Source organism: Pseudomonas anatoliensis (assembly GCF_017976235.1).
In the GTDB taxonomy this organism is placed as follows: domain Bacteria; phylum Pseudomonadota; class Gammaproteobacteria; order Pseudomonadales; family Pseudomonadaceae; genus Aquipseudomonas; species Aquipseudomonas anatoliensis.
Genome location: NZ_JACVHC010000002.1, coordinates 369097 through 389564, shown reverse-complemented (window position 1 = coordinate 389564; position 20468 = coordinate 369097). Strand labels below are relative to the sequence as shown.

General features: G+C 59.4%; 15 protein-coding genes and 1 pseudogene. 14 read left to right on the top strand and 2 right to left on the bottom strand.

The features are described 5' to 3' along the window. Positions 1 to 108: 108 nt before the first annotated feature. Positions 109 to 1464 (top strand): annotated as a pseudogene (locus ICA16_RS28410) (methyl-accepting chemotaxis protein); the annotation flags it as partial. 102 nt (positions 1465 to 1566) lie between these two features. Then, positions 1567 to 2322: a methyl-accepting chemotaxis protein gene (locus ICA16_RS28405; RefSeq protein WP_395599692.1), complete on the top strand. Its 756-nt coding sequence runs from the start codon at positions 1567 to 1569 to the stop codon at positions 2320 to 2322. A gap of 156 nt (positions 2323 to 2478) precedes the next feature. Here ICA16_RS28405 and arcD (ICA16_RS07100) read toward each other — a convergent pair whose 3' ends face one another. Then, the gene (gene arcD, locus ICA16_RS07100; RefSeq protein ID WP_150601632.1) at positions 2479 to 3906 is read right to left on the bottom strand and encodes an arginine-ornithine antiporter; all 1428 of its coding nucleotides are present in this window, start codon (positions 3904 to 3906) and stop codon (positions 2479 to 2481) included. A 589-nt stretch (positions 3907 to 4495) separates the two neighbouring features. Between arcD (ICA16_RS07100) and arcD (ICA16_RS07095) the strand changes: the two genes are divergently transcribed. From arcD (ICA16_RS07095) to ICA16_RS07040, 12 genes are all read left to right on the top strand, one after another. Beyond that, a complete protein-coding gene (gene arcD, locus ICA16_RS07095) occupies positions 4496 to 5923 on the top strand; it encodes an arginine-ornithine antiporter (protein ID WP_150592879.1) in 1428 nt (475 codons plus the stop codon). Positions 5924 to 5957: 34 nt separating this feature from the next. After that, complete coding sequence (gene arcA, locus ICA16_RS07090) at positions 5958 to 7214, top strand: arginine deiminase (RefSeq protein WP_150592878.1); 1257 nt, start codon at positions 5958 to 5960, stop codon at positions 7212 to 7214. Between the two features lie 69 nt (positions 7215 to 7283). Further along, positions 7284 to 8294: an ornithine carbamoyltransferase gene (locus tag ICA16_RS07085; RefSeq protein WP_150601634.1), complete on the top strand. Its 1011-nt coding sequence runs from the start codon at positions 7284 to 7286 to the stop codon at positions 8292 to 8294. 177 nt (positions 8295 to 8471) lie between these two features. Further along, positions 8472 to 9401, top strand: a complete 930-nt coding sequence (arcC, locus tag ICA16_RS07080) for a carbamate kinase (protein ID WP_150601635.1) — start codon at positions 8472 to 8474, stop codon at positions 9399 to 9401. 62 nt (positions 9402 to 9463) lie between these two features. Then, a complete protein-coding gene (locus ICA16_RS07075) occupies positions 9464 to 9826 on the top strand; it encodes a DUF5064 family protein (protein ID WP_150601636.1) in 363 nt (120 codons plus the stop codon). Between the two features lie 209 nt (positions 9827 to 10035). Further along, complete coding sequence (locus ICA16_RS07070; protein ID WP_047302747.1) at positions 10036 to 11544, top strand: sigma-54-dependent transcriptional regulator; 1509 nt, start codon at positions 10036 to 10038, stop codon at positions 11542 to 11544. 417 nt (positions 11545 to 11961) lie between these two features. Further along, positions 11962 to 12345: a glycine cleavage system protein GcvH gene (gene gcvH, locus ICA16_RS07065; RefSeq protein WP_042560627.1), complete on the top strand. Its 384-nt coding sequence runs from the start codon at positions 11962 to 11964 to the stop codon at positions 12343 to 12345. Positions 12346 to 12356: 11 nt separating this feature from the next. Further along, positions 12357 to 15209, top strand: coding sequence for an aminomethyl-transferring glycine dehydrogenase (gene gcvP, locus ICA16_RS07060; protein WP_210700293.1), 2853 nt, complete (start codon positions 12357 to 12359; stop codon positions 15207 to 15209). Positions 15210 to 15412: 203 nt separating this feature from the next. Continuing rightward, a complete protein-coding gene (locus ICA16_RS07055) occupies positions 15413 to 16789 on the top strand; it encodes an L-serine ammonia-lyase (protein WP_150616151.1) in 1377 nt (458 codons plus the stop codon). Between the two features lie 102 nt (positions 16790 to 16891). After that, complete coding sequence (gene gcvT / locus ICA16_RS07050; RefSeq protein ID WP_210700292.1) at positions 16892 to 18016, top strand: glycine cleavage system aminomethyltransferase GcvT; 1125 nt, start codon at positions 16892 to 16894, stop codon at positions 18014 to 18016. A 403-nt stretch (positions 18017 to 18419) separates the two neighbouring features. Further along, a complete protein-coding gene (locus ICA16_RS07045; RefSeq protein ID WP_003227496.1) occupies positions 18420 to 18632 on the top strand; it encodes a cold-shock protein in 213 nt (70 codons plus the stop codon). 97 nt (positions 18633 to 18729) lie between these two features. Continuing rightward, positions 18730 to 19218 (top strand): RDD family protein, encoded by a 489-nt coding sequence (locus tag ICA16_RS07040; protein WP_210554138.1) that lies wholly within the window; start codon positions 18730 to 18732, stop codon positions 19216 to 19218. A gap of 84 nt (positions 19219 to 19302) precedes the next feature. Here the strand turns inward: ICA16_RS07040 and nadA are convergent, their stop codons facing one another. After that, positions 19303 to 20361, bottom strand: a complete 1059-nt coding sequence (gene nadA / locus ICA16_RS07035) for a quinolinate synthase NadA (RefSeq protein ID WP_210700291.1) — start codon at positions 20359 to 20361, stop codon at positions 19303 to 19305. Positions 20362 to 20468 lie beyond the last annotated feature (107 nt).

Below are 20468 nucleotides of genomic sequence, written 5' to 3'. Positions count from 1 at the left end.
CCCTGTAATTAATCCCCTTTTCAGCACATTCCCCTGCGCAAACGTTTAGCGCTGACCGTCCGTCGGCAAACACCTCATGCGCTCTCGTTCCACGCCGATGAGCATTGAATGGCGCTGAATGGATTTGGCGATTCGGGTACCTCGTACCCACAGCCCCCGTTTATTCATTCGCGAGATCGCCCCATGTTCGACTCTCTTTCCATTCGCCTGAAAATCGTTCTGCTCTCCGGTCTGTGCCTGCTCGGTGTGGTTGCGCTGATCGTCGGCATGAACATTTACCAGACCAACCAGAACGACGAACTGGTCAGCCATTCCAGCAGCAAGATGCTCACCGCCAGTGTGCAAGACTTGCTGCAGGCCAAAGCCGCAGAACAAGCGGTGCGAGTGCAGAAAACCTTCGGCGAAAGCCTGGTGGTGATCACCGCGCTGGCCGACCAGATCAAGGACATGCGCGTGATGGCCACCAAGCGTTCGCTGGACGCCGGCGCCTTGCGTGAAGAGTTGAACCTGAGCCTGAAAACTGCCTTCGAGCGCAACGACAAAGTGCTCGGTATCTGGCTCGCCTTCGAACCCAATAGCCTGGACGGCAAGGACAGCGAGTTCGCCAACGACGCCGCCCGCCAGTCCAACGAAGCCGGACGTTTCGCCGCGTACTGGAGCCGCGCCGGCGGTGCCTCGCTGAACACGGTCATGGTAGAAGATGATTTGACCAAAACCACCCTCAGCGTCAGCGGTACACCCTATAACAGCTGGTACACCTGCCCTCGCGACAACAAACGCACCTGCCTGCTCGACCCGTACGCTGACACCGTCGGCGGCAAGGAAATGCTCATGACGACCATTTCCGTACCGTTGATCGTCGACGGCAAAGCCATCGGTGTGGTCGGTGTCGACATCGCCCTCGATGCCTTGCAAGCCGCAACGGTGGAATCCCAGCGCAACCTGTTCAACAACGCCGGGCATATGCTCATTGTCTCCGGTAGCGGCGTGCTGGCTGCCGATAGCTCCGACGCTACCAAAGTCGGCAAGAAGATCAGCGACACCCTCGGCGCCGAGGGCAAAGACGTGCTGCAACTGCTCGGCAGCGGCACGCCGAAAATCCTCGAACAGGGCGACCTGATCCGGGCGGTGTATCCGGTCGACCCGATTGGCAACTCGCGCGCCTGGGGCGTGGTCATCGACCTGCCCAAACAAGTGCTGCTGGCCGACTCGGTCAAGCTGCAAGCGGTGCTCGACGAAGCACAGGAAACCGGTGTGTTCACGGCGCTGGCAGTAGCTGTGGTCGCGGGGCTGATTGGCCTGCTGCTGATATGGCTCACTGCTTCCGGCGTCACTCGCCCGATCAACAGCGTCGCCGAGATGCTGAAAAACATCGCCAGCGGTGAAGGTGATCTGACCCAACGCCTGAACTACAGCAAGAAGGATGAGCTGGGCGAACTGGTGAACTGGTTCAACCGCTTCCTCGACAAGCTGCAACCGACCATCGCGCAGATCAAACAGAGCATCACCGAGGCTCGCGGCACTGCCGACCAGTCTTCGGAAATTGCCCGTCAGACCAGCGAAGGCATGCAGGTGCAGTTCCGCGAAATCGACCAGGTCGCCACCGCGTCCAACGAAATGAGCGCCACCGCCCACGATGTCGCCAACAGCGCATCGAACGCGGCCAACGCCGCGAAAGGTGCCGACCAGTCAGCCAAGGACGGCATGTCGATCATCGAGCGCAGCACCCGCGACATCAATCAACTGGCCGATGAAGTCAGTAAAGCGGTGACCGAAGTTGAAGCACTGGCGGTCAACAGCGAGCAGATCGGTTCGGTTCTGGAAGTGATCCGCAGCATCGCCGAGCAAACCAACCTGCTGGCGCTCAACGCCGCCATCGAAGCCGCCCGCGCCGGGGAAAGCGGTCGCGGTTTTGCCGTGGTCGCGGACGAAGTGCGCAACCTCGCCAAGCGCACGCAGGATTCTGTGGAAGAAATCCGCATCGTCATCGAGAAAATTCAGACTGGCACTCGCGGCGTGGTCGCGACCATGCATTCAAGCCAGACCCAGGCCCACAACAACGCCGGGCAGATCCGCCAGGCCGTGGATGCGCTGGGCAAGATCAGCGACGCGGTGACGGTGATCAGCGACATGAACCTGCAAATCGCCAGCGCCGCCGAACAGCAGAGCGCAGTGGCTGAAGAGGTTAACCGCAACGTCTCGGCGATTCGTACGGTGACTGAAACCTTGACCGGGCAAGCCACAGAGTCGGCGGCGATCAGCAGCCAGCTCAATGCGCTGGCCAGCCAACAGATGAAATTGATGGATCAGTTCCGCGTCTAGTGGATCACCTCAAGTCCCTGTGGGAGCTGGCTTGCCAGCGATGACGGTGGATCAGTTGATACAGGGGTCGACTGACACACCGCTATCGCTGGCAAGCCAGCTCCCACAGGGTCAAAGGCCCCCTCTCCCCCCCGACTCAAAATGCACCCGACAACCTCACAACGACAAAACACCACTGTACAAACCATAAGCCGCCAGCCCCGCGCCTATGATCACGCACGTAAAAATGCCCTTCTCGACATGGGTGAACAGCGGCTCACCCTGCTCATGTTTGGCCTTGGCGAACAGAATCACTCCCGGCGCATACAACAGCGCCGACAGCAGCAGATATTTCACCCCGCCGGCATACAAAAGCCACACCGCATAACTCAGGGCGATGCCGCCAATCAGCAGATCCTTGGTGCGTTCGGCCGAAGCGTGTTCGTAGGTTTCGCCGCGCCCGCTCAACAACACCGCGTACGCCGCCGACCACAGGTACGGCACCAGAATCATTGATGACGCCAGATAAATCAGGCTGGTGTAGGTGCCCTCCGAGAACAGCGTGATCAGCAGGAAGATCTGAATCATCACGTTGGTCAGCCACAACGCGTTGACGGGCACATGGTTGGCATTTTCCTTTTTCAGGAACGCCGGCATGGTCTTGTCCCGGGCCGTGGCGAAAAGGATTTCGGCGCAGAGCAACGCCCACGACAGCAACGCCCCAAGCAGCGAGATCGCCAAACCGATGCTGATCGCCAGCGCCCCCCACGGCCCGACGATGTGCTCAAGCACCGCCGCCAGCGACGGGTTCTGCAGGTTGGCCAGTTCCGGCTGGCTCATGATCCCCAGTGACAACACGTTGACCAGCACCAGCAGCGCCAGTACGCCGATAAATCCGATCACCGTGGCACGCCCGACATCGCTGCGTTTTTCCGCTCGCGCCGAGTACACGCTGGCGCCCTCGATGCCGATGAAGACGAACACCGTCACCAGCATCATGTTGCGCACCTGATCCATCACCCCGCCGAAACTCGGGTTGCTGCGGCCCCAGATGTCGCGGGTGAAAATGTCTGCCTTGAACGCCACAGCGGCGATGACGATGAACATGATCAGCGGCACGATCTTGGCCACGGTGGTCACCTGGTTGATGAACGCCGCCTCCTTGATCCCGCGCATCACCAGAAAGTGCACAGCCCACAGCAGCACCGAGGCGCAGCCAATGGCGATCGGCGTATTGCCCTGGCCGAATACCGGAAAGAAATAACCGAGGGTGCTGAACAGCAGAACGAAGTAGCCGACATTGCCCAGCCAGGCACTGATCCAGTAACCCCAGGCGGACGAGAAGCCCATGTAGTCGCCAAACCCGGCCTTGGCGTAGGCATAGACGCCAGAATCCAGCTCGGGCTTGCGGTTGGCCAGGGTCTGAAACACGAAGGCCAGGGTCAGCATGCCAATGGCAGTAATCCCCCAACCGATCAGGATCGCTCCCGCATCGGCGCGTGCCGCCATGTTCTGCGGCAGCGAGAAAATTCCGCCGCCAATCATCGACCCCACCACCAGGGCGATCAACGCACCAAGGCGCAGCTTTTGCGTCGGTTGCGACATTCCAGTCTCCCTCTTCCTGACTACCCGTTCTCGAAACCTGTTTACACCTGTGGCGAGGGGATTTATCCCCGCTGGGTGGCGCAGCCGCCCCAAAACCTGAGAACTCGATCTGTCTTATATATCGCGTTGACTGAATCTGGGGCGGCTTCGCCACCCAACGGGGATAAATCCCCTCGCCACAAGGCTCGTCATATTCTGGTTATTAATTAAACGGATCAAGAGTAAGAACGCCTGTCGAATAAAGCCAAACAATAGCCTTTGTATATAGCGGATAAAGCTAACGCCTACCACGTTAAGACAGTTTTGTGCGCTGATCCTGATAAATCAATTCTGTACTGAAAACAGAGTGGGGAAATTTGCCAAACCCGTAAAAAGAACTAGCGTCATAACTCGAAAGCAATAATAGCCATTCCCAACCACATAGCGAAAAACCGTTCTGGAACGGGCCTCGCAGACGGTCGCTTTATGCCTCAAGCGACTCCTTAAGTCATTCATTAACAATGGAATGTGACCATGAACTGATCCAAGTCAGCTGTTTGAACAGACAACAGAACTACGCTGTGATCTCTTCCTGCAATGGAGTCATGCAATGTCTGAAGCTCCCGGAAAACTACGACTCGGTGCACTGGTTGCATTGGTAGTCGGTTCAATGATCGGTGGCGGGATATTCTCCTTGCCACAAAACATGGCCGCCAGTGCCGACGTCGGTGCAGTGCTGATCGGTTGGGCCATCACCGCTGTCGGCATGCTCACCCTCGCTTTCGTCTTTCAAACCCTCGCCAATCGCAAGCCTGACCTGGACGGCGGTGTCTACGCCTACGCCAAAGCCGGATTCGGCGATTACATGGGTTTCTCGTCCGCCTGGGGTTACTGGATCAGTGCCTGGCTGGGCAACGTCGGTTACTTCGTTCTGCTGTTCAGCACCCTCGGTTATTTCTTCCCGATTTTCGGTGAAGGCAACACGGTTGCTGCGGTCATTGGTGCTTCGATTCTGTTGTGGGCGGTGCATTTCCTGGTACTTCGCGGGATCAAGGAAGCGGCGTTCATCAACCTCGTGACCACCGTGGCCAAAGTCGTGCCGCTGGTGCTGTTTGTGTTGATCGCCGTCTTCGCCTTCAAACTGGACATCTTCACCGCCGACATCTGGGGCCTGAAAAACCCGGACCTGGGCAGCGTGATGAACCAGGTACGCAACATGATGCTGGTCACTGTGTGGGTGTTCATCGGCATCGAGGGCGCGAGCATTTTCTCGGCCCGCGCCGAAAAACGCTCCGACGTGGGTAAAGCCACCGTGATCGGCTTCATCACCGTGCTGCTGTTTTTGATGCTGGTGAACGTGCTGTCGCTGGGCATCATGACTCAGCCAGAACTGGCCAAATTGCAGAACCCGTCGATGGCTGCCGTGCTTGAGCACGTGGTCGGTCCGTGGGGCGCAGCGCTGATCAGCGTCGGTCTGATCATCTCACTGCTGGGGGCGCTGCTGTCGTGGGTGCTGCTGTGTGCGGAGATCATGTTCGCCGCCGCCAAAGACCACACCATGCCGGAGTTCCTGCGCAAGGAAAACGCCAACCACGTACCGGTCAACGCCCTTTGGCTGACCAACGCGATGGTGCAGATTTTCCTGGTCATCACCCTGTTCTCGGCCAGCACTTACCTGTCGCTGATCTATCTCGCCACGTCGATGATTCTGGTGCCCTACCTGTGGTCGGCGGCCTACGCCCTGCTGCTGGCGGTGCGCGGCGAAAGTTATGAAGGTTTCGCGGCCGAGCGGCGCAAGGATCTGATCATCGGCGGCATTGCCCTGATCTACGCGGTGTGGCTGCTGTACGCCGGCGGCGTGAAGTACCTGCTGCTCTCGGCCCTGCTCTATGCGCCCGGCGCGATCCTGTTCGCCAAGGCCAAGCTCGAACTCAAACAACCGGTTTTCACCAACGTCGAGAAGCTGATTTTCGCCGCAGTGGTCGTGGGCGCCCTGGTGGCTGCCTACGGACTGTATGACGGCTTCCTGACTCTGTAATTGCCAAACATTTTATCTCTGGAGGATCACTGCAATGACCACGGAAAAAGTTAAGTACGGCGTCCATTCCGAAGCCGGCAAACTGCGCAAAGTCATGGTTTGCTCCCCAGGTCTGGCCCACCAGCGGCTGACCCCGAACAACTGCGATGAACTGCTGTTCGACGATGTACTGTGGGTCGCCCAGGCCAAGCGCGACCACTTCGACTTCGTCACCAAGATGCGTGAACGCGGGATCGACGTGCTGGAAATGCACAACCTGCTGACCGACATCGTCGCCATCCCGGAAGCGCTGGACTGGATTCTCGATCGCAAGGTCACCGCCGATTCGGTGGGCCTGGGCCTGATCAGCGAAGTGAAATCCTGGCTGAAAAGCCTCGAGCCGCGTCACATCGCCGAATTCCTGATTGGCGGCGTGTCCGCCGACGATCTGCCGGACAGCTTCGGCGGCAAGATCATCGAGATGTATCGCGATTTCCTCGGCCACTCCAGCTTCATTCTGCCGCCGCTGCCGAACACTCAGTTCACCCGCGACACCACATGCTGGATCTACGGTGGCGTGACGCTGAACCCGATGTACTGGCCCGCGCGTCGTCAGGAAACCCTGCTGACCACCGCCATCTACAAATTCCACCCGCAGTTCACCAACGCCGAATTCGAGATCTGGTACGGCGACCCGGACAAGGACCACGGCAGCTCCACCCTTGAAGGCGGCGACGTCATGCCAATCGGCAACGGCGTGGTGTTGATCGGCATGGGCGAGCGCTCATCCCGTCAGGCCATCGGTCAATTGGCGCTGAATCTGTTCAAGAACAAAGCCGTGGAGAAAGTCATCGTTGCCGGCCTGCCGAAGTCTCGCGCCGCGATGCACCTGGACACCGTGTTCAGCTTCTGCGACCGCGATCTCGTGACGATTTTCCCGGAAGTGGTCAACCAGATCGTCGCCTTCACCCTGCGACCTGATGAAAGCAAACAGGGCGGCATCGACATTCGCCGCGAAGAAACCAGCTTCCTCGACACCGTGGCGGCCGCGCTCAATCTCAAGGCGCTGCGCGTGGTGGAAACCGGCGGCAACAGCTTCGCCGCCGAACGCGAGCAATGGGACGACGGCAACAACGTGGTGGCCGTGGAACCGGGCGTGGTCATCGGCTACGACCGCAACACCTACACCAACACCCTGCTGCGCAAGGCAGGTGTGGAGGTCATCACCATCAGCGCCGGTGAATTGGGCCGTGGCCGTGGCGGCGGCCACTGCATGACCTGCCCGATCATCCGCGACCCAATCGACTACTAAACCTCTGAGCCCTGGCCTGCACTTACAGCGTGCGGCCAGGGGGATAACCGATACCGAAGGAGATCCATCATGGCTTTTAATATGCGCAACCGCAGTTTGCTGAGTTTGATGCACCACACCACTCGCGAACTGAATTACCTGATCGACCTGTCCCGCGACCTCAAACGCGCCAAGTACACCGGCACCGAGCGTCCACACCTGCAAGGCAAGAACATCGCGCTGATCTTCGAAAAAACCTCGACCCGCACCCGTTGCGCGTTCGAAGTCGCAGCCCACGATCAGGGTGCTCACGTCACCTACATCGACCCGGTGTCGTCCCAGATCGGCCACAAAGAAAGCATGAAAGACACCGCCCGCGTCCTCGGCCGGATGTTCGACGCCATCGAGTACCGTGGCTTTGAACAGGAAATCGTCGAAGAGCTGGCCAAGTACGCCGGCGTGCCGGTGTTCAACGGCCTGACCGCTGAATTCCACCCGACGCAAATGATTGCCGACGTGCTGACCATGCGCGAACACAGCGACAAGCCGATGCATGACATCAGCTACGCCTACCTCGGCGACGCCCGCTACAACATGGGCAACTCGCTGCTGATGATCGGCGCCAAACTCGGCATGGACGTGCGTATCGCTGCGCCGAAAGCCCTGTGGCCACACGCTGACTTCATCGCTCAGTGCAAAGAGTTCGCGGAAGAAAGCGGCGCGCGCATCACCATCACCGAAGACCCGAAAGAAGCGGTCAAGGGTGTCGACTTCATCCACACCGACATCTGGGTGTCGATGGGTGAACCGGTGGAAGCGTGGGACGAGCGCATCGAGCAACTGCTGCCGTACCAGGTCAACACGCAGATGATGAAAGCCTCCGGTAATCCACGGGTGAAATTCATGCACTGCCTGCCGGCGTTCCACAACAGCGACACCAAGGTCGGCAAAGATATCGCTGCGCGCTATCCACACCTGGCCAATGGCGTCGAAGTAACGGAAGACGTCTTCGAATCCCCGGCCAACATCGCCTTCGAGCAAGCGGAAAACCGCATGCACACGATCAAGGCGATTATCGTGTCGGCGTTGGCGGATATTTAACGGTTGATCGCTTGATCAACCACTGACCTGTCATGGCTGATCATTTTGATTGATCACTGACCTGTAGGAGTTGCCGAAGGCTGCGATCTTTTGATCTTTGTTTTTTGAAATCAAGATCAAAAGATCGCAGCCTTCGGCAGCTCCTACAGGGTTATCGAATTCAGAAAGGATTGCACCATGCGTATCGTCGTAGCGTTGGGCGGTAACGCCCTGCTCCGCCGTGGTGAGCCGATGACCGCTGACAACCAGCGCGCCAACATCCGCATCGCCACCGAGCAAATCGCCAAAATCTATCCCGGCAACCAACTGGTCATCGCCCACGGCAATGGCCCGCAAGTCGGCCTGCTGTCGCTGCAAGCGGCGGCCTATACCTCCGTCACCCCTTACCCGCTGGACGTGCTCGGTGCCGAAACCGAAGGCATGATCGGCTACATCATCGAGCAGGAACTGGGCAACCTGCTGGACTTCGAAGTGCCGTTCGCCACCCTGCTCACCCAGGTTGAAGTCGACGCCAATGACCCGGCCTTCAAGAACCCGACCAAACCGATCGGCCCGGTCTACGAGAAAGCCGAAGCAGAAAAACTCGCCGCCGAAAAAGGCTGGGCCATTGCCCCCGACGGCGACAAATTCCGTCGTGTGGTGGCCAGTCCACGGCCAAAACGCATCTTCGAAATCCGTCCGATCAAGTGGCTGCTGGACAAGGGCAGCATCGTCATCTGCGCCGGTGGCGGCGGGATTCCGACCATGTACGACGAAAATCGCAACCTCAAGGGCATCGAGGCGGTGATCGACAAGGATCTGTGCTCGTCGCTGCTGGCAGAACAGCTTGAGGCGGATTTGCTGGTGATTGCCACTGACGTCAACGCCGCGTTCATCGACTACGGCAAGCCGACACAGAAAGCCATCGCCGAGGCTCATCCGGACGAACTCGAACGCCTGGGCTTCGCCGCGGGCTCCATGGGACCAAAGGTTCAGGCAGCCTGCGAATTCGCGCGCCATACTGGCAAGGTCGCGGTGATCGGTTCGCTGGCGGACATCGAAGCGATTGTCCAGGGCACCGCCGGTACGCGGATCAGCACGGCGAAACCCGGTATCACCTATCGATAATCAGAAACGCCGGGGGCAGGCCCAGGGTCTGCCCTTCTCCCATGCCTTGAAAGGAGAAATCCATGGCCCAGTTTGAACCTGGTCATTTGCACATTGAGCGGCACGCGTTGACCCCGGACGACGTCAGTTACAACGTGCACCTCGACTACGAATTGTTCACCGATCCTCAAAAGGGCAAGGGCATCCAGTTCACGATGCATGGCAACCTTCAGGGCAAGGATATGAAAGAGACATTCTTCCTGCCCAAGGAGGAGGCCTACAACTTTGCCAACAACGTGACGAAAATCGCTGAGAAGTACGGCATTCCAAAGACTCACAGCCAGATTGGCTCGGTTCACAAGCATTACGACATGATGTTCGAAGACATCCGCAAGCAGCTGGATATGAAATCCGGCGATCCGGTTAACCTCGAGCACTTCGAATAATCAGAACACGACACCTCCTGTAGGAGTGAGCCTGCTCGCGATAGCGGTCTGTCATTCAACATTTATGTCGTCAGACTCACCGTCATCGCGAGCAGGCTCACTCCTACAGGGTTCGATGTCGGCCTGAAATCCTGCACCGGATTTCACCTCTGCCCTCGCCCCAAGGCATACTTGCCCCCCTCCGCACTGCAGAACACTGAACCGCCCCCATGCGTATCCACGTCAGCTTCATCGACCGCGTCGGCATCACCCAGGAAGTCCTGGCCATTCTCGGTGGGCGCAACCTTAATCTGGATGCCGTGGAGATGATCCCCCCGAACGTCTACATCGACGCCCCGACCCTGAGCCCGCAAGTACTCGAAGAACTCAAAGATGCACTGTTTCGCGTGCTCGGCGTGGAAGCGGTAACGGTGGTCGACATCCTCCCCGGCCAGCGTCGGCACTTGCAACTCGATGCGTTGCTCGCGGCGATGACCGACCCGGTGCTGGCCCTCGACAGTGCGGGCAAAGTGCTGCTGGCCAACCCGGCATTGATCGCGTTGTACGGGCGTGAGCCGGCGGGCGAAGGCGTCTCTGAGCTGTTCAACGATCCCGGCCTGCTGGAAACCCTGCTCGAACACGGTTTTCGCCTGCCGTTGCGCGAGATCACCGTCAACGGCCAGACGCTATTGCTCGACGCTACGCCGATCACCGACGCTGGCGCCCTGCTCACGCTGTATCAACCGAACCGCATCGGCGAACAGCTCTCGGCGTTGCACCACGACCACGCTGAAGGTTTCGATGCGCTGCTCGGCGAATCCCCGGCGATCCGCACCCTCAAGGCCCGTGCGCAGCGTGTGGCCGCCCTTGATGCGCCCCTACTGATTCAAGGCGAAACCGGCACCGGTAAAGAACTGGTCGCCCGTGCCTGCCACGCGATCAGTGCGCGGCACAGTGCGCCGTTCCTGGCATTGAACTGCGCAGCGCTGCCGGAGAACCTTGCCGAGAGCGAACTGTTCGGCTACGCCCCCGGCGCCTTCACTGGCGCGGCGCGTGGCGGCAAACCGGGGCTGATGGAACTGGCCAACCAAGGCACGGTGTTTCTCGACGAGATCGGCGAGATGTCACCGTACTTGCAGGCCAAGCTGCTGCGTTTTCTCAACGACGGCAGCTTCCGTCGGGTCGGCGGTGATCGTGAGGTGAAGGTCAACGTGCGGATCCTCAGCGCAACTCACCGCGACCTGGAAAAAATGGTCAGCGAAGGTTCGTTTCGCGAAGACCTGTTCTATCGCCTCAATGTGCTCAATGTCGAGGTGCCGCCGCTGCGCGAACGCGGTCAGGACATTCTGTTGCTGGCGCGTTATTTCATGCAGCAGGCCTGTGCGCAGATTCAGCGCCCGGTCTGCCGTCTCGCACCCGGTACTTACCCGGCACTGCTCGGTAATCGCTGGCCGGGCAACGTGCGCCAATTGCAGAACGTGATCTTCCGCGCCGCTGCGATTTGCGAAAGCAGTCTGGTGGACATTGGCGACCTCGACATTGCCGGCACTTCCGTTGCGCGTCAGGCCGACAGCGACGTTGACAGCCTTGAACAAGCGGTCGAAGGCTTCGAGAAATCGCTGCTGGAAAAACTCTACGCCAGCTACCCCTCGACCCGCCAACTGGCCAGCCGCCTGCAAACCTCGCACACCGCCATCGCCCATCGTTTGCGCAAATACGGCATCCCAAATAAACCCTGACTCACCCAAATCCCCTGTAGGAGCTGCCGAAGGCTGCGATCTTTTGATCTTGATGTTGCAAAAAAACACAGCCAAAAGATCGCAGCCTTCGGCAGCTCCTACACTAGGCCTATCTGCTTTAAAAGCGACCTCCACCTGTACTGAAAGCGCTACAGCGGAACGATATCGCTACACCCTCCTCCAGTCACCGCCGTGCAAGGCTTTGATCCCGTTCAGCTTTTTTCCCTGCCCCACGCTGTAGCGATTTCGCTACACGCACACCCTCAGCCTTAACTTAAAAAATCCACAAGCCATTGTTTTATAACGACAAATCTACATTGGCCGCGATCTTGCTAATCAACCCCTCATAAATAAGGGCTTCCCTGCCCAAGCCTTCCACCGCGTCCACCAGACGAGTCTGGCCCCTGAGGAGTTTCCATGAGCGAGTTGCGTTTTACTGAAGATCACGAATGGCTGCGCGCCGAAGCTGACGGTAGCGTTACTGTCGGCATCACCGCTTTCGCGCAGAACGCCCTGGGCGACGTGGTGTTCGTGCAACTGCCTGAACTGCAGGCTTACGAAAAAGGCGCCGAAGCCGCCACCGTGGAATCGGTGAAAGCCGCGAGCGGCGTTTACATGCCCCTCGACGGTGACGTGCTGGAAGTGAACCCGGCGCTGGAAGACAGCCCTGAGCTGGTCAACGAAGATCCACTGGGCCAAGGCTGGTTCTTCCGCTTCAAACCAAGCGACGCCGCCGCTGTCGGCAAACTGCTTGATCAAGACGCTTACGACCGTCTGATCAAAGCCCAAGCCGAAGCCTGAGGAGAGCCGACATGACACAAGTAAACCTGGGCACCGCCAACGAATTCATCGCCCGTCACATCGGCCCGCGCGCCGGTGACGAGCAAGCCATGCTCAACAGCCTCGGCTTCGACTCGCTCGAAGCCCTGAGCGCCAGCGTCATCCCGGAAAGCATCAAGGGCACCAGCGTGCTCGGCATGGACGATGGCCTGAGCGAGGCCGATGCACTGGCCATGATCAAGGGCATCGCCGGCAAGAATCAGCTGTTCAAGACCTACATCGGTCAGGGCTATTACAACTGCCACACGCCGTCGCCGATCCTGCGCAACCTTTTGGAAAACCCGGCCTGGTACACCGCTTACACCCCGTACCAGCCAGAAATTTCCCAGGGCCGTCTCGAAGCGCTGCTGAACTTCCAGACCCTGATCAGCGACCTCACCGGCCTGCCGATCGCCAACGCCTCCCTGCTCGACGAAGCTACCGCCGCTGCCGAAGCGATGACCTTCTGCAAACGCCTGAGCAAGAACAAGGGCAGCCATCAATTCTTCGCCTCGATCCACAGCCACCCGCAAACCCTCGACGTGCTGCGCACCCGTGCCGAGCCGCTGGGCATTGAAGTGGTCGTGGGCGATGAGCGCGAATTGACCGATGTAACGCCATTCTTCGGCGCGTTGCTGCAATACCCGGCCAGCAACGGTGATGTGTTCGACTACCGCGAACTGACCGAGCGCTTCCACGCCGCCAACGCCTTGGTTGCCGTAGCCGCCGACCTGCTGGCCCTGACCCTGCTGACCGCCCCGGGCGAGTTCGGCGCTGACGTTGCGATCGGTTCCGCACAACGCTTCGGCGTGCCGCTGGGCTTTGGTGGCCCGCACGCGGCTTACTTCTCCACCAAAGATGCGTTCAAGCGCGACATGCCGGGCCGTCTGGTCGGCGTTTCGGTTGACCGTTTCGGCAAGCCAGCGCTGCGCCTGGCGATGCAGACCCGCGAGCAACACATCCGCCGCGAGAAAGCCACGTCGAACATCTGCACCGCGCAAGTGCTGCTGGCCAACATCGCCAGCATGTACGCCGTGTATCACGGCCCGAAAGGCCTGACCCAGATCGCCAACCGCATCCATCACCTGACCGCGATTCTGGCCAAGGGCCTGACTGCGCTGGGTCTGAATGTCGAGCAGGAAAGCTTCTTCGACACTCTGACCGTGGCTACCGGCGCGCAAACCGCTGCGCTGCACGACAAGGCTCACGCCCAGCAGATCAACCTGCGTGTCATTGACGCCCAGCGTCTGGGTCTGTCGGTTGACGAAACCACCGCTCAGGCTGATATCGAAACCCTGTGGAGCGTCTTCGCCGACGGCAAAACCCTGCCGGACTTCGCCGCCCTCGCCGCCACCGTGCAGAGCACCATTCCTGCTGCGCTGGTACGCCAGTCGCCGATTCTCAGCCACCCGGTGTTCAACCGTTATCACTCGGAAACCGAGCTGATGCGCTACCTGCGCAAACTGGCAGACAAGGACCTGGCCCTGGATCGCACCATGATTCCGCTGGGCTCGTGCACCATGAAGCTCAACGCCGCCAGCGAAATGATCCCGGTGACCTGGGCCGAGTTCGGCGCCCTGCACCCGTTCGCACCAGCCGCACAAAGTGCCGGTTATCAGCAACTGACCGATGAACTGGAAGCGATGCTCTGCGCCGCGACCGGTTATGACTCAATCTCGCTGCAACCGAACGCCGGTTCGCAAGGTGAATACGCAGGTCTGCTGGCGATCCGCGCCTATCACCAGAGCCGTGGCGATGACCGTCGCGACATCTGCCTGATCCCGTCGTCCGCCCACGGCACCAACCCGGCTACTGCCAACATGGCCGGTATGCGCGTGGTCGTGACCGCGTGCGATGCTCGTGGCAACGTCGACATCGAAGACCTGCGCGCCAAAGCCATCGAGCACCGCGATCACCTCGCCGCGCTGATGATCACTTACCCGTCGACCCACGGCGTGTTCGAAGAAGGCATCCGCGAAATCTGCGGGATCATTCATGACAATGGCGGCCAGGTGTACATCGACGGCGCCAACATGAACGCGATGGTCGGCCTCTGCGCACCAGGCAAGTTCGGCGGCGACGTGTCGCACCTGAACCTGCACAAAACCTTCTGCATCCCCCACGGCGGTGGCGGCCCGGGCGTCGGCCCGATCGGCGTCAAATCGCACCTGACGCCGTTCCTGCCAGGCCACGGCCACATGGAACGCAAGGAAGGCGCGGTCTGCGCGGCACCGTTCGGCAGCGCAAGCATTTTGCCGATCACCTGGATGTACATCCGCATGATGGGCGGCGCGGGTCTGAAGCGCGCTTCGCAACTAGCGATTCTGAATGCCAACTACATTTCCCGTCGCCTCGAAGAGCACTACCCAGTGCTGTACACCGGCAGCAACGGTCTGGTGGCGCACGAATGCATCCTCGACCTGCGTCCGCTCAAAGACAGCAGCGGCATCAGCGTTGATGACGTCGCCAAGCGTCTGATCGACTTCGGCTTCCACGCTCCGACCATGTCGTTCCCGGTGGCCGGCACGCTGATGATCGAGCCGACCGAAAGCGAATCCAAGGAAGAACTCGACCGCTTCTGCGACGCCATGATCCGCATCCGCGAAGAAATCCGCGCTGTGGAAAACGGCACGCTGGACAAGGAAGACAACCCGTTGAAAAACGCTCCGCACACTGCAGCGGAACTGGTCGGCGAGTGGACTCACCCGTACAGCCGCGAGCAAGCCGTGTACCCGGTGGCCTCGTTGATCGAAGGCAAATACTGGCCACCGGTCGGTCGCGTCGACAACGTGTTCGGCGACCGCAACCTGGTCTGCGCCTGCCCGTCGATCGAAAGCTACGCTTAAACGAATGAGGGGCGGGTTCACCCGCCCCGAACGATTCACCTGGTTCACCTGAGCCAACTGTAGGAGCTGCCGAAGGCTGCGATCTTTTGATCTTCTGTTAAAGATCAGGATCAAAAGATCGCAGCCTTCGGCAGCTCCTACAGGGAAATGCATCAAGCCTGATGTTTCGCCAATTCCTATAACAAGAAACCGGAGAACCACTCATGTCGTTAAGCGTGTTCGACCTGTTCAAGATTGGCATCGGCCCCTCCAGTTCCCACACCGTCGGCCCGATGCGCGCAGCTGCGCGCTTCGCTGAGGGTTTGCGTCGTGAAAACCTGTTGAGCGCAACCGCCAGCGTTCGCGTCGAGTTGTACGGTTCTCTCGGCGCCACCGGCAAAGGTCACGGCAGCGACAAAGCCGTGTTGCTCGGCCTCGAAGGCGAACACCCGGACACCGTTGATACCGAAACCGTCGCCGCGCGTTTGCAAGAAATTCGCAGCAACGGACGCCTGAACCTGCTCGGCGAACACAGCATTGCGTTCAATGAGAAAGAACATCTGGCGATGATCCGTAAGCCGCTGGCCTATCATCCCAACGGCATGATTTTTCGCGCCTTCGACGCGGCGGGCCTGCAAATCCGCAGCCGCGAGTACTACTCGGTCGGCGGAGGTTTCGTTGTCGACGAGGACGCGGCCGGCGCCGACCGCATCGTCGAGGACGCCACCCCGCTGACTTTCCCGTTCAAAAGCGCCAAGGACTTGCTCGCACATTGCAGCACGTATGGCCTGTCGATCAGCCAGGTCATGTTGACCAACGAAAGCGCCTGGCGCCCGGAGGCGGAAACCCGCGCAGGCCTGCTGAAAATCTGGCAGGTGATGCAGGATTGTGTGACCGCCGGCTGCCGCAACGAAGGCATCCTGCCGGGCGGATTGAAGGTCAAACGGCGCGCGGCGGCGTTGCATCGGCAATTGTGCAAGAACCCCGAATCCGCGCTGCGTGATCCGCTGTCGGTACTCGACTGGGTCAACCTCTACGCGCTGGCCGTCAACGAAGAAAACGCCAATGGCGGGCGCGTGGTCACCGCGCCAACCAACGGCGCGGCGGGAATCATCCCGGCCGTGCTGCATTACTACATCCGTTTTATCCCCGGTGCGAATGACGATGGCGTCGTGCGTTTTCTGCTGACCGCGGCGGCAATCGGCATTCTGTACAAGGAAAATGCCTCGATCTCCGGGGCCGAAGTCGGTTGTCAGGGTGAAGTCGGCGTGGCCTGCTCGATGGCGGCAGGGGCTTTGTGCGAAGTGCTCGGCGGCAGCGTTCAGCAAGTCGAGAACGCCGCCGAAATCGGCATGGAACATAACCTCGGCCTGACCTGCGACCCGATTGGCGGGCTGGTGCAAGTGCCGTGCATTGAGCGCAACGCCATGGGCTCAGTGAAAGCGATCAACGCGGTGCGCATGGCTTTGCGTGGCGACGGCCAGCACTTCGTCTCCCTCGACAAGGTCATCCGCACCATGCGCCAGACCGGCGCCGACATGAAAAGCAAATACAAAGAGACCGCCCGCGGCGGCCTGGCGGTCAACATTATCGAATGCTGATCACGTAATTAACTCCCTCTCCCTCCGGGAGAGGGCTGGGGTGAGGGGCTCTTGACCTTGATCTTGAGCGCCATCCCCAACCACCCATTCAAGGAGCCACGCATGTCCACCGAACAACTGTCGAAAACCCCGCTGCACGCTCTGCACATCGAACTCGGCGCCCGTATGGTGCCGTTCGCCGGCTACGACATGCCGGTGCAATACCCCCTCGGCGTGATGAAAGAGCACCAGCACACCCGCGAGCAGGCCGGGTTGTTCGATGTCTCGCACATGGGCCAGATCCACCTGACCGGCGCGAATGCCGCCAAAGCCCTGGAAACCCTGGTGCCGGTAGACATCATCGACCTGCCGGTGGGCATGCAGCGTTACGCGATGTTCACCAACGAGCACGGCGGGATTCTCGATGACCTGATGGTTGCCAACTTGGGCAACGACGAACTGTTCCTCGTGGTCAACGCCGCGTGCAAGGATCAGGATCTCGCGCATCTGCAAAAACACATTGGCGATCAGTGCACCATTACGGCGCTGTTCGAGGAGCGCGCACTGCTCGCGTTGCAAGGTCCTGCGGCGGTAACAGCACTGGCGCGTCTCGCTCCGGAAGTGGCGAAGATGACCTTCATGCAGTTCAATCGCGTGCAGCTGCTCGGCGTGAATTGCTTCGTCAGCCGTTCCGGTTACACCGGTGAAGACGGTTTCGAAATTTCGGTGCCGGCCGCCGACGCAGAAAAACTCGCACGCGCCCTGCTCGCCGAACCTGAAGTAGCGGCCATCGGCCTCGGCGCTCGCGATTCGCTGCGCCTTGAAGCCGGCCTGTGCCTGTACGGCCACGACATGAACACCGAAACCACGCCCATCGAAGCCAGCCTGCTGTGGGCAATGTCCAAGCCGCGCCGCGCCGATGGCGCACGGGCCGGGGGTTTCCCGGGGGCAGAGCATATCTTCGCCCAACAACAAAATGGCGTCGCACGCAAGCGCGTCGGCCTGCTCCCGCAGGAACGCACGCCGGTGCGCGAAGGCGCGGAAATCGTCAACGAGGCCGGCGACATCATCGGTAGCGTGTGCAGTGGCGGCTTCGGTCCGACACTGGGTGGGCCATTGGCAATGGGTTACCTCGACAGTGCTTACGTCACTCTCGATACGCCAGTGTGGGCAATTGTTCGTGGGAAAAAGGTGCAAATGCTTGTAAGCAAAATGCCATTTGTTCCACAACGCTACTACCGTGGTTGATTGACTGTTTCTATAAGTAACGCGATTGCGTTATGCGTGCACTAATGTGTAACGCAATCGCCATAAAACAGTGCAGTTTCTAACAACCGTTTCGAATATGAACTTTGCTTATAACGTTCGAAAACATTTGAACAAGCTAATCGTCTAAGCCTGCACTAGCGGATTGACTAAGTGCCTTCAAGCGCAGCAAAACCGGGCCTGCAAGGGGCTTGTTTTTTCTCCGGTAGTTGGCGTAGAGTTTCCTCACTGTGTTTGCATGGGTCAGCTTGGAATCGTGACCTGGGCAGTAGCCTACAAGTTAGCTACATCCCGTTCGACGTCTTCTTACTCTCCTGCAACCAGCCCCAGTACTCTTTCATGAGAAAGAGGCTGTCATTAATTTATTGCGTCAAAGGAATAAGAAATGTCCACACGTCAGAGCGGTACCGTCAAGTGGTTTAACGACGAGAAAGGTTTTGGTTTTATCACTCCAGAAAGCGGTCCGGATCTGTTCGTGCATTTCCGCGCCATTCAGGGCAACGGCTTCAAGAGCCTGAAAGAAGGCCAGAAGGTGACCTTCGTTGCAGTGCAAGGCCAAAAAGGCATGCAGGCTGACGAAGTACAAGCAGAAGCCTGATCTGTGTAACGAAAAAGCCCCTGATATTGATATCAGGGGCTTTTTTGTCCGCGCGAATCCGTAAAATGGCGGTTCCTTCAAGCGTCCAGAGGCTGCCATGTCGAAGAACCTGCTCACTCCCCAGGGCGATTTTCCTGCCGTTGGCCTTGGCCGTCGGCTGGCCGCGATGTTCTACGACTTTCTGTTGTGCACCGCCCTGCTGATCGTGACCGGCTTCGTTTACAAGCTCATTCAGGGTTTGATCATCGGTGCAGAACGCCTGCGGGTGATGACCGACGCCGGACAGCTCGACGGTGATCCGCTGTACTCGACCGTACTGCTGTTGGTGTTGTTCGGATTCTTCGCCAAGTTCTGGACCCATGGTGGGCAGACGCTGGGCATGCAGGTGTGGGGCATTCGCGTGCAGAACGCCAATGGCACCGCAATCAGCCTGTGGCAGGCGTTGCTGCGGTTTATGGTGTCGATTGCGTCGTGGCTTTGTGTGGGGCTGGGATTCTTCTGGTCGCTGTATGACAAACAGAAGCGCACGTGGCATGACATCTATTCGGATACCTGCGTGGTGCGGGTTCCGAAGAAGACGAAGTAAGTACCCACAAAAAAAGATCGCAGCCTCCGGCAGCTCCTACAGGTATCAGTGTAGGAGCTGCCGAAGGCTGCGATCTTTTGCTTTTTAAGCGTTACCGGCCAGCTTCATCCGCGCCGCCTGGGTGAAATCCAGCATCCGCTTCAAAGGCCGAATCGCCTGCGGAATCAACGCCGGATCAACAAAGATCTCGTTCGTCCCTTCCTTCAAGCTCTTGAGCGTACGCTCAAGGGTATTCATGGCCATCCACGGACAATGTGCGCAACTGCGGCACGCGGCGCCGTTACCGGCGGTTGGCGCCTCGATGAAGACCTTGTCCGGGCACAACTGCTGCATCTTGTAGAAGATGCCGCGGTCGGTGGCAACGATCAGGGTCTTGTTCGGCAGGGACTGCGCAGCGGCGATCAATTGACTGGTGGAGCCCACGGCGTCTGCCAGTTCGATCACGGCAGTCGGCGATTCGGGGTGCACCAGAATCGCGGCGTCCGGGTACAAGGCCTTCATGTCTTCGAGCTGCTTGGACTTGAACTCCTCGTGGACGATGCAGGCTCCGTCCCACAGCAGCATGTCGGCGCCGGTCTTGCGCTGAATGTAGGTGCCCAGATGCTTGTCCGGCCCCCAGATGATGGTCTCGCCGTTGTCCATCAGGCTTTCGACGATTTCCAGCGCACAACTCGACGTCACCACCCAGTCGGCCCGGGCTTTGACGGCAGCGGAGGTGTTGGCGTAGACCACGACCGTGCGCTCCGGGTGCTGATCGCAAAACGCCGAGAACTCGTCGACCGGGCAACCCAGGTCCAGCGAACACGTGGCTTCGAGGGTTGGCATCAGCACACGTTTTTCCGGGTTGAGAATTTTTGCAGTCTCACCCATGAACTTCACGCCGGCGACCACCACGGTCTTGGCCGGATGGGCATTACTGAAGCGGGCCATTTCCAGGGAGTCGGATACACAGCCACCGGTTTCTTCGGCCAGGGCCTGAATCACCGGATCGCAATAGAAGTGGGCAACCAGAACCGCGTCCTGAGCCTTGAGCTCGGCGGCGATGGCGGAACGGTAATAAGCCTCTTCCTCGGCAGTCAGCGGTTTGGGCTGTTTGGCGTCGAGGTGGGCTTGAACCAGAAGGCGTTCGGAAATCTGCGTCATGTTCGCAAGACCTGCAGGCGCTTTCGCGCGAAAGTCGAGTATACACCCGGCTCCGGACCGCTTGAGGGTACCGCCGGGAGAGTGAGTTTTATCAGGCACGGACAGCG